Here is a 9,867-nt window from a genome sequence, read left to right on the forward strand (position 1 = left end):
GCGTCTTACCAACCAAATACCCGGTATGCAGCGCAACTGGCGGAGGAGGCGATCACCAATGAACACCCGCTCGGATCTTTACCGGCAACGGCAGGTCATGCGGCAGCGCATCCGTGCTGTCATCACTGCCCGGCGCATTGCTGTCGCCACGGCCCTTGCCGAGGCTGAGGTCTCCTCAGCCGACCAGCCAACGTCTTAGCACGTCAGCCCCGGATTCGATCAGGCTGATCTCCACGTGTTCCTCCTTGGTGTGCGCCAAGTTCGGCTCGCCAGGGCCAAAGTTCACGGCAGGAATGCCCAGTGCCGCGAAACGTGCCACGTCGGTCCAGCCAAACTTCGCACGCGGAGGTTCGCCCACGGCCGCCAGGAAGTCCTGCGCGGCAATGGATTCCAGGCCGGGTAGTGCGCCCGGCGCCGAGTCGGTGATCTCGATCTCACACCCGTCGAGCACCTCGCGGATGTGCGCCTCAGCCTGTGCCTCACTGCGATCCGGCGCGAACCGGAAGTTCACTTCGATCGTGCAGTGATCCGGAATGACGTTTCCGGCGATCCCCCCGTTGATACGCACCGCGTTAAGACCTTCGCGATAGGTGCACCCATCGATTTCAACATCCCTTGGGGTGTACTCCTTGAGCCTGCTCAAGACGGCACCAGCGGCGTGAATCGCGTTATCGCCCAGCCAAGATCTGGCCGAGTGAGCCCTGCGGCCGGTCAGCGTGACACGTGCCCGCATGGTGCCCTGGCATCCCGCCTCAACCAGGCCGCCGGTCGGTTCTAGGAGGATCGCAAGCCCGGCCTGCAGCAGCTCAGGACGGGTTGCCGCGATCTTGTTGAGGCCGTTACGAGCCGCCTCAACTTCCTCGCAGTCATAGAAGAAGTAGGTCACGTCGTGACGCGGCTCGCTGACCGTCGCCGCGAGATGCAACGCCAGCGCGGTCCCGCTCTTCATGTCAGAAGTGCCGCAACCCCAGATGCGCGTGTCGTCCACTGTGGACGGAAAGTTGTCAGCGAGCGGGACGGTGTCAAGGTGACCAGCTAAAACGACCCGTTGCTGGCGGCCCAAGTGCGTCCGGGCGATGACCGTGTTGCCGATCCGCTCCACCTCAAGATGACCGCGCTTGCTCAGCGCCTCTTGCGTGACGTCGGCGATTTCCTGCTCGTTGCCTGAAACCGACTCGATATCGACCAAGGCCCGGGTCAGCGCCACCGGATCCGCAAGCACAGCGTCAGTCAGCATGCCGATAACCTAGCTGGCATGCGTCTTGACCAGCCTGCCTGGGGCCATGGCCTCGCTACCATCACCGATAGCCAGACACTGGACGTCTGGTATCCGCACCTCGGCCTCGGTGAGGCCACGCCCGCACCCATCCTCAAGACGGCGACGCTGCCGTTGGAAGGTCTGCGGACCGAGCAGGTGACGACGGTAATCAGCTCACTGGCGGAGCCCCCGGCGAACACCGCCGACGCGTGGCTGCGCCTGCACCTGTTGTCAAACCGGCTGATCAAGCCACATGAAGCCAACCTTGACGGCATCTTTGGCCTGCTGACTAACGTTGCCTGGACCAGTGCTGGCCCGTGCCCACCCGAGCGGGTCGACGAGTTGCGGTTGCTGCAACGGTCCGCTGGGCGGCACTTGGCTGTCTACGGTGTGGACAAGTTCCCGCGCATGACCGATTACGTTGTCCCGTCAGGGGTTCGCATCGCCGATGCCGACCGGGTGCGCCTTGGTGCTCACTTGGCTACCGGCACGACGGTCATGCAGAAGGGCTTCGTCAACTTCAACGCCGGCACGTTGGGTACATCGATGGTGGAAGGCAGCATCTCGTCCGGAGTCGTTGTGGGCGAAGGATCTGACATCGGTGCCGGAGCTTCCATCATGGGCACGTTGTCAGGCGGCGGGCAGATCGTCATCTCCGTGGGCGAGCGCAGCCTCGTCGGCGCCAACGCCGGCATCGGCATCGCGCTTGGCGACGACTGTGTCGTGGAAGCCGGGTGTTACATCACCTCAGGCTCCAAGGTGCTGCTGACCGAGACCGGCGAAATCGTCAAGGCACGCGACCTATCCGGGGCGTCCAACGTGCTGTTCTTACGTAACTCCGTCACCGGGGCATTAGAGGCCCGCCCACGGACCGGCAAGGGCATCACCCTCAACGCGGCCTTGCACGCGAACGACTAAACACCCTCACCATTTCTGCGCATTTCCCTGGCAGACTGGCGCGCGTGAAACTCCTGAGCGGACTTGGGCACACAGCGCGCTACCTCGCAGGAGCGGCCGCGGCTGGCGTGGTCTACCTCGCCGAAGCGGCCGTCATCCTCGGCCTATACGCCTTAGTCGCCGGTGTCGTGACCGGCGAAGCGTTCGGCGTCTTGATCCTGCTTGTCCTCGGCGTAGTTGCGATGTTCCTGTTCGCGCTCGTCATGGTGACGTTCGTCCTGTTCCCAGCGATCTTGATCGGTGAGCTGACCGCCCGGCGGACATTCTGGCCCGCTGCCCCGTTGGTGGCGCTCGCGCTCCTGCTGCTGCTCACCTTCGCCGGATCCGCCGCGTGGGCGTCCCTCACCGGCACACCATTGCGCGACGCTTGGTTCGTGGGCTTGATCGCCTTGGCTGTGTCCATCCTGCCAGCGATCACGTTTGGACTAGCGACATATCCGACGGGCTGGATCCTGTCCCGCGTCCTCGGCCGCTTCCCGCGGCTGACCAGCTTCCTGCGGCGCTCGTTCCACTCCTTCGTCCGCCGTTTCCCCCGCCTGGCCACTCGTCTCCGCATCCCACCCGCCCCGCCCACGTCCCCTGCTTTCCCCGCCTCCCCACACACCGCCCCGCCCGCTTCCGTCCCCGCACGTGCCACGCCCGCTTCCCTCCCAGCACTCGGCACACCGGGAGCCGCTGCCGGCCCGCACGGAAACCCTGCCCTCTTCGCCGCCGGCACGCCCGCTTCCACCGCAGCGCCCGCAAACCCGGCCGCTGCCACTCCTGCCGCTGCCGCAAACGCAGTCCTGGCAAGCGGTTTGCCGTCGGGTGCGGATGGTGCTGGAAGCGCGGGGCTCACGACGGCTGCGCACGGGACTGCGGCGAAGAGGCCGGGCGGGCCTTATGCCGCAAGGGAAACTGGCACGCCAATTATCAGGCCGGCTGCGCCGCAGTCGGATGACGCTTCGCTCTACTGATCCACAGCCCTAAGTGTGATCCACATCCGCTGAGATGTGATCAAACCGCCTTTTGATCACGTCTCAAGGGATGTGGATCACGAGAAGGAAGGGCAGCCGGGATGTCGATCACGAAACGAGGCGGGCGGAGGGCTGTGGGCTAGAGCAGGACGCGCAGGTCGGGGTTGCGCAGGATGGCGAGCAGATCGGTTTCGCCCGCGAACACATGCTCCGCTCCCGGCGCCAAGGCATACCGCAGCATCGCCTGATGAACGTCGGCGAGCGGCTGCATGCGTACCGTCGCGATGTGTCTTTGCTGTTCTAGCCCATCTCCCACGCGATAGGCCGCATACCACGCCCGGAGTGCTTGCGCCGCAACGGTTCGCGCCTGCTGGCGGCCAAGCACCAGGACGGCCCGGTTGAGCCCCAGCACACTGATCGTCGACGTCCCCTTGTCGGTGCGCGGCCTGTACTCGCCGAGGCTCAGCGACAAAGCCAAATGATCGAACGGATCCTCAGCACTGGGGTCGATGAGCAACGGGTTACCCGAAGCGTCAACGGGAAACCGGCTGCCTTTCTGGCTGCTGTTGCAATACGAGCACGCGAGCAGATGGTTCAGCCAGTCGAAGGTGCGCAAGCGGTTGCGGGAGATGGGTTCCCAGTGGTCGACACTGGTGCCTTCGCTGTCGCCGCAATACATGCAGCGCTGGTGGCCGGGTGCCATCCGGTTGAGCACGTCGCGGATGCCCCGTCGCGGCAGCCGTGCCCGCCCCCAAAGGTCGCGTGCTTTGACCGAAGCCTGTGCGGCGAGCACACCCGTGAGCATGGCGAGTTCGTCTGCCAGAGGGGCTGGCAGAGGAATCCGTCGTATGTAGATCATTTTCGCCCGCGCCGGGCCTTCTCTTTTTGCAGCCGGTCGGCGATTTCCAGCGCGCGGGTCGCGGGCGAGCTCACCAACAGCTCTTGCAGCTCGCGATAGCGGGCGAGCTGCACCTCATTGGCCAGGCCATCAAGCACCTTGATCTCCAGGTCGACGAGTTCCTGACGCAGGCGCTGGGCGCTAGCAGTGTAGGGACTGTCCAATCCAAACAGTTCCGACAATGCCGCATCGTCACCGCTGCCGAAGACAATGCGATCGTACAGATCGCCGTCAATGATCCGGGCCTGTGCCTGTTCTTGCGCGGCGGGCAGGAGCACAAGCCCGTGCGGGTCGGCGGCCTGGCACACATAGGGACTGTTGGTCGTCACGATGAACTGAATCGCCGGGAAGTGCTCCTTGAGCCAGCCACCGATCCACTGTTGCCACGCGAGATGCAGGTGTGTTTCGACCTCGTCGATGAGCACGACGCCCGGCGCCGAAAGCGATGGTGCCCCGTAGGCCGCGTGTATGTGCCGCAACAGGTCGACGATGAGACCAACCGTGCTCCGGAAACCGTCGCCCAGCTCGCGCAAGGGATGGCCGTCCATATAGAGCGCATCACCCTCGAAGGTGAAGTCGCCCGGCAAGAGCCCGTCGGAAAGCAGCGAAACCACCGTGTCCCGCAACGGTTGCGGGACTCCTTCGGGCAACACGGTCTGGTCGCGGAACAGTCCGCTCAGGCGGGCTTGCAAGCGCGGGCCGGTCATCACGGCGGTGCCGCTCGGACGCCGGAACGCGCCATAGCCGACCGCTAGCCAGCCGGAAGGGTTGTCCTGCCACGGACCGTTGCGCCCCACGTTGCTTTCAGCGGAGATGCCGCCTGACGTCAGCACCAGGTCGGCGAAGACGTGCTCTTCTGGAGGCACGAAACCGCGCGTGAACGGATCGTCGGGCGCGGACACCAGGTCGAGCTCGATGCCGCCCTGATCCTTGCCGTGTGACACCCAGGCCGCTGATCCGGACAACAGCGCGGGAGCGACGGACGGTCCAGCGATCGCCAGCGCGAGCGCCCGCAAGAAGGTCGAACGGCCCGATCCAGACGGTCCCGTCACGACAGTCCACCCCGGATACGTGCCGTCTGGCCGGGCTAGATCAAGGTCGACCTTGCGTGCGTCGTGGAAGCCGCGGATGTTCTCCAGCTTGACTTTCGCGACGTACATTCGCCCACCCCTAAGCCAGCCGGTCTGCTGCTTCCGAAGCCTGTTCCGTGGTCACGGTCAATGCTACGCGGACGTGCCGCTGCCCGGACGGTCCATAAAACGATCCGGCCGACACCAAGATCCCGTGCGAGGCGAACCAGTCGGCTTCTTCCCAGCAGTCTTTCCCGCGCGTCGCCCACAGGTAGAGCCCGGCTTCCGAATGGTCCACGGTGAAGCCAGCTTTTTCCAGAGCACCAAAGAGGATCTCGCGTCGCGCGGCATAACGGGCCCGCTGTTCGTCCACATGGGACTCGTCGCCGAGCGCGGCGACCATAGCGGCCTGCACCGGAGCGGGCATGATCATGCCTGCGTGTTTACGTACCGCCAGCAGCTCGCCGACCAGCGCAGGATCGCCGGCCACGAACCCAGCGCGATACCCCGCCAGGTTGGACCGTTTCGACAACGAGTGCAGCGCGAGCACGCCGGTGTAGTCACCGTCGCAAACGGACAGGATCGAGACCGGGGTCTCGGTCCACGGCAGCGTGAGATAACACTCATCGCTCGCGACCACCGTCCCTCGCTCACGGGCCCAGTCAACGACTTTGCGCAGGTGAGCCGGTGGCAGCACGCGTCCTGTGGGGTTGGAGGGCGAGTTGACCCAGATCAGCTTGACCGGCTGGGGTCCCAGCGCCGTCAGCGAATCACTGCGCACAGGTGTCGCCCCGGCCAGCCGGACCCCGACCTCATAGGTGGGATAGCCGATCTCCGGGATGACGACGGTGTCTCCTGGACCGACGCCCAGCAGGGTCGGCAGCCACGCCACGAGTTCCTTGGAGCCGATGCTCGGCAGGACGCCCGCACCCGGCGCGTCGCAGTGCGACTCCACCCACGCCCGCATGGCCTCCCGCAGGGCGACACTGCCCATCGTGAGCGGATAACCGGGCGTGTTGGTGGTCTGCGCCAGGGCGCGCTGAATCAGCTCAGGGACCGAGTCAACCGGCGTCCCGATCGACAGGTCGATCAGGCCACCCGGATGCGCCGCGGCCTTCGCCTTCGCGGGCTCCAGAAGATCCCAGGGGAAATCCGGGAGCCCCTCGCTCTTTCTCAGTGCTCTGTTTCCTTCGGCGGGAGAGCCGCGACGAAGGATGCGTCCGCATCGATCTTGCCGACCTTCGACGCACCACCGGGCGAGCCCAGGTCGTCGAAGAAGCGGTAGTTGGCGTCAGTGAAGTCTTTCCAGTTCTCCGGGACATCGTCCTCGTAGAAAATGGCTTCGACTGGGCACACCGGCTCACACGCCCCGCAGTCCACACACTCATCGGGGTGGATGTAGAGCATCCGGTTGCCCTCATAGATGCAGTCGACCGGACATTCCTCGATACAGGCCTTGTCCAGCAGATCCACACAGGGCTCGGCGATGATGTATGTCACGGGTCTTCCTTCCACGCGTGCTAAGGATTGCAAGCCTAATATCTCGGGGCGGGAGGGTGGTACTCAGTGTTAGGTAATAGCGATCTCGGCGCTCGTGTCGTGGTCAGGCGCCGGGTTTTCGCTGATGGTCGCAGCAAGTTCACCGACCTCCTGGGCGTGCTGACCGAACTCACCGAAAGCTATCTGACGGTGGCGACTCTAAGGGGTGAGATTCGGGTGCCGCTAGATGAGATTCATCGCGCTAAACGGGTGCCTGATGTCGCGGGCCTGGAACGGGCGGCCGCTTTGGCCATGCCAGCTCCAGATACGGCACACCTCGGCGACTGGCTTCTGCGTGCCGCCGAGGGATTCACCGGGCGGGCCAACTCGGTGCTGCCGTTAGGCGATCCCGGAATGCCGTTTTCTTCCGCACTCGCCCAAGTCGAAGAGTTCTACGCCTCGCGGGGCCTGCCGCCCTGGATCGACGTGCCGTTGCCGCTCATGCGGCCAGTCGCTAGAGCACTGGAAACCAACGGCTGGAAGCCGCTCTGCACCGTCCTGGTGCGGGTCATCGAAATGCCAGCACTATTGGCGGCCACGCCGCCGGGCGAAGGCGTCACCTTCTACACCGAGCCGACGCCCGAGATGCGTTCGATGATCAAGGGCAGGCGCGGTGGGTTCCCGGCCTCCGCCGCCCACGTCCTGTCCGCCGTTCCCCTTTTGACCTATGGGGGGTACTCAGTGAGCTCGCACGTGGTCGCGATGGCCCGCGGCACGGTCACCAATGGCTGGCTTGGCTACACGTTCGTCGAGACCGATCCCGCCGCACGACGCCGTGGCCTGGCACGTGAGGTCATGGGCGCGGTGGCCCGCTGGGGTGCCGAAAACGGGGCACGGCGAGCTTTCCTACAGGTCCAGGACGACAACACGGCCGCCCTGGCCCTCTATGACTCGATGGGCTTTCAGCCACACCACTGGTACACGCGTTACAGCAAGCCCTAGACGCGGCGGGGCTGGGCCTTAGTCCGCTCAGCGAAGTTCTTGAGCTGCTTGGCCCGGTAGTCAGCGCCGAACGCGATCAGCGCGATCAAGCCCAGGCCCACGCCCGCGATCGCCAGTCCGCCCAGGATCCAGATGTTGGCGAAGAAGGCTCCCCAGCCAGCGTCAAACGGGCTGTCGCCAACGACCAGCGGCGAGATGAACATGTTGAGCAGACAGGCCGCCGCCGCCGGGAAGCCAACGCTCATGGCCACTTTGGCGATCGACCGGCTCCGGCCCCACGCGAGCGTCACACCGAAGAACACGAGAAACAGCACGCCCATGGTGATGAAACCCAGCAGGGATTGCTTCTTTTCGAGCTCGACCTCGGTCGCGGCTTTGACCACTTTGGCGGCGATCCGGCCGCCGACATTGATCGCGAAGAGGACCAGGGTAAGGATGATCCCTTCCCGCCACTTCAGCAGTAATGCCTTCATCGTTTGGGTACTCCACAGATCACGGTTGGCTCAGCATCGTAGCGCCAGGTGAACTTCTCCCGCTTAACCTCTTGGCCGTCTTTGTGGATGATTCGCCAGGCGTCCTGAGTAAAACCGCTACTCCCGCTTCTGGCAATACATGACGGACCGTCAGGCACAGTGATCGGCTTGGGGCTCGTCCAGTTGCGCTTCTCGCTCCACTCGGTCTTGACGCTGTCATAGACCTTCGTCGACCACATGCTCACCGTGATGGAGTCGTTGGTGTAACTCGTGTCGATGAGGACGCCATAGGGAGTGTCGTTCTTGAACTGCAAGTCCAGTGTCGGATAGAAGATCGTGGACTCCACGACGCTGGGATAGGTCGAGAAGTAGATGCTGTGCGGGTGGTGCTCCACGTCTTCGAGACCCGCGTAATAGGCCGCGTTGTAGAGCGTTGTCGTCAGCTGCGACATGCCGCCGCCCACGCCCGGGGTCAGCTTGCCGTTCATGATGATCGGAGCGTCCTTGTACCCCTCGGCGTAGCCCCGTGGTCCGGTAAAACCGTTGAGGGAGAACGTTTCGCCGGGCTTCACCATCGCACCATCGATCTTGTTAGCACCCGTGATGATGTTGATGCTGCGCGGCGACGTGAGCCCGCCGGTGAAGTAGGTAGTGAACGTGCTGACCTGTTCCTTGATCCCCAGCTCCGACAGGTGCCCGGTGGTGGTCGCGGGTTCCGTGGGCTTGATGGTGGCCGTGAGCGTCCGCTCAGTGGCTTTGGGCAGCACTGGCAACAAGTCCTCGGCAAGCGTCGTCGTGTCCACGAGTTCACCGGGCTGACTGGCCACGATCTGTCCATCCCCGACAGTCGCGTTCTTCGGCTGCACCTCGATCTTCTCGAGATCGGCCTTAAGCGCCTCGCGCAGTTTTGCCTCGTCCACGTGCGGACTCAGCTTGCCCTTCTCGTCGGAGTTGATGACGAGACTGCTCGCGATGCCTTCTGGTGTCAGCGTGAATTCGCCCTTGGGCGTGGTCACCAGAACCGGTGCCGCGACGGCTGGCACGGCCAGCTGGGTCACCATCGCGTCAACGTCTTCTTTGGAACTCTCCGGCACGATGTCCACGATCGGGATGACAGTCTCCTTGCGCAGCCAGGTCTCCGTCAGCGCCTTCGCGGCCGAGGCGGGCTCCAGACCGTGGCCGGTCACGGGATAGGTAGGCTTAGGGGTCAAGCCTTCGTAGACGATCCCGGGCAGCGTGGCCGGGGTGCCCAAGCCTTCTGCCGTGGGCTGCAACGCCTTCACCAAACGGGCACTATCCACATTGACCACTGGCTGCATGTCCGTTTTGCCGAACACTTTGAACGGGTTAGCCCGGCGCTTCGCGGCCTTTTCCACAGTGGCGTCCACATCCACGGCCAGGCCGACGTCCTGAGGCTGAATCGTCGCCTCACGTCCCTCAATGCGGACTGTGACCGGATGCGCCAACTCCTCCGCGCGTCCCGCCAGCCCCTGCCGTAACGCGGTGCCCGCTTGAGCCTTGCTCTTGCCGCCGATCTTGATCCCGAGAACGGTAACTTCACGTGGGATATCAGGCGCCACCGCGTAAACCGTCGCCGCGCCAACCATGCCGAGCACCAAGGCACCCGCCACACCCACCGCTATCCACTTAGCCCGTTCCATAATCAGCGAGGTTAGCGGGATATATCGGACACGCCTATTTTGCGCCGCTCCGGTGTGGCCTCGATCATGACCGCCTCCCGCCGTCCTCCCGCCCTCCTCCCGCCCCTCCTCCC

General features: G+C 64.4%; 11 protein-coding genes. 4 read left to right on the forward strand and 7 right to left on the reverse strand.

Going from position 1 to position 9,867, the window contains the following annotated elements; all coding sequences use genetic code 11:
- Positions 1 to 58 precede the first annotated feature (58 nt).
- Positions 59 to 199 carry a hypothetical protein gene (locus A3E1_RS47550; protein ID WP_157631908.1) on the forward strand — a complete coding sequence of 47 codons (141 nt, stop codon included), beginning with the start codon at positions 59 to 61 and terminating at the stop codon, positions 197 to 199.
- Here the strand turns inward: A3E1_RS47550 and dapE are convergent.
- The gene (gene dapE / locus A3E1_RS0134080; RefSeq protein WP_020525314.1) at positions 176 to 1,237 is read right to left on the reverse strand and encodes a succinyl-diaminopimelate desuccinylase; all 1,062 of its coding nucleotides are present in this window, start codon (positions 1,235 to 1,237) and stop codon (positions 176 to 178) included. The genes A3E1_RS47550 and dapE overlap by 24 nt on opposite strands.
- 18 nt (positions 1,238 to 1,255) lie before the next feature.
- On the opposite strand from dapE, the gene A3E1_RS0134085 reads away from it, so the two are divergent.
- A complete protein-coding gene (locus tag A3E1_RS0134085) occupies positions 1,256 to 2,176 on the forward strand; it encodes a DapH/DapD/GlmU-related protein (protein ID WP_020525315.1) in 921 nt (306 codons plus the stop codon).
- Positions 2,177 to 2,220: 44 nt separating this feature from the next.
- Positions 2,221 to 3,171, forward strand: coding sequence for a hypothetical protein (locus A3E1_RS0134090; RefSeq protein ID WP_026209097.1), 951 nt, complete (start codon positions 2,221 to 2,223; stop codon positions 3,169 to 3,171).
- Positions 3,172 to 3,310: 139 nt separating this feature from the next.
- Here the strand turns inward: A3E1_RS0134090 and A3E1_RS0134095 are convergent, their stop codons facing one another.
- The 4 genes from A3E1_RS0134095 to fdxA are packed head-to-tail and all read right to left on the reverse strand — an operon-like array spanning position 3,311 to position 6,639.
- Entirely contained in the window at positions 3,311 to 4,030 is a 720-nt protein-coding gene (locus A3E1_RS0134095; protein WP_020525316.1) for an HNH endonuclease, read from the reverse strand.
- Positions 4,027 to 5,229 (reverse strand): AAA family ATPase, encoded by a 1,203-nt coding sequence (locus A3E1_RS0134100; protein WP_020525317.1) that lies wholly within the window; start codon positions 5,227 to 5,229, stop codon positions 4,027 to 4,029. Before A3E1_RS0134100 ends, A3E1_RS0134095 begins: the two co-directional genes overlap by 4 nt.
- A gap of 10 nt (positions 5,230 to 5,239) precedes the next feature.
- Entirely contained in the window at positions 5,240 to 6,355 is a 1,116-nt protein-coding gene (dapC, locus tag A3E1_RS0134105; protein ID WP_407637407.1) for a succinyldiaminopimelate transaminase, read from the reverse strand.
- Entirely contained in the window at positions 6,313 to 6,639 is a 327-nt protein-coding gene (gene fdxA, locus A3E1_RS0134110) for a ferredoxin (protein WP_020525319.1), read from the reverse strand. Before fdxA ends, dapC begins: the two co-directional genes overlap by 43 nt.
- Before the next feature lie 66 nt (positions 6,640 to 6,705).
- On the opposite strand from fdxA, the gene A3E1_RS0134115 reads away from it, so the two are divergent.
- Positions 6,706 to 7,620: a GNAT family N-acetyltransferase gene (locus A3E1_RS0134115; RefSeq protein WP_026209099.1), complete on the forward strand. Its 915-nt coding sequence runs from the start codon at positions 6,706 to 6,708 to the stop codon at positions 7,618 to 7,620.
- Here A3E1_RS0134115 and A3E1_RS45405 read toward each other — a convergent pair.
- Positions 7,617 to 8,093 (reverse strand): hypothetical protein, encoded by a 477-nt coding sequence (locus A3E1_RS45405; RefSeq protein WP_020525321.1) that lies wholly within the window; start codon positions 8,091 to 8,093, stop codon positions 7,617 to 7,619. The genes A3E1_RS0134115 and A3E1_RS45405 overlap by 4 nt on opposite strands.
- A complete protein-coding gene (locus tag A3E1_RS0134125; RefSeq protein WP_157631909.1) occupies positions 8,090 to 9,754 on the reverse strand; it encodes a VanW family protein in 1,665 nt (554 codons plus the stop codon). The genes A3E1_RS45405 and A3E1_RS0134125 overlap by 4 nt, the downstream gene beginning before the upstream one ends.
- Positions 9,755 to 9,867 lie beyond the last annotated feature (113 nt).

This window comes from Catelliglobosispora koreensis DSM 44566 (assembly GCF_000379685.1).
Lineage (GTDB): Bacteria > Actinomycetota > Actinomycetes > Mycobacteriales > Micromonosporaceae > Catelliglobosispora > Catelliglobosispora koreensis.

Bases quoted from the DNA above. Each gene is read 5' to 3' on its own strand.
- A3E1_RS45405 (WP_020525321.1), bottom strand. From the start codon at position 8,093: ATGAAGGCATTACTGCTGAAGTGGCGGGAAGGGATCATCCTTACCCTG.
- A3E1_RS0134100 (WP_020525317.1), bottom strand. From the start codon at position 5,229: ATGTACGTCGCGAAAGTCAAGCTGGAGAACATCCGCGGCTTCCACGAC.
- A3E1_RS0134125 (WP_157631909.1), bottom strand. From the start codon at position 9,754: ATGGAACGGGCTAAGTGGATAGCGGTGGGTGTGGCGGGTGCCTTGGTG.
- A3E1_RS47550 (WP_157631908.1), top strand. From the start codon at position 59: ATGAACACCCGCTCGGATCTTTACCGGCAACGGCAGGTCATGCGGCAG.
- dapE (WP_020525314.1), bottom strand. From the start codon at position 1,237: ATGCTGACTGACGCTGTGCTTGCGGATCCGGTGGCGCTGACCCGGGCC.
- A3E1_RS0134085 (WP_020525315.1), top strand. From the start codon at position 1,256: ATGCGTCTTGACCAGCCTGCCTGGGGCCATGGCCTCGCTACCATCACC.
- A3E1_RS0134095 (WP_020525316.1), bottom strand. From the start codon at position 4,030: ATGATCTACATACGACGGATTCCTCTGCCAGCCCCTCTGGCAGACGAA.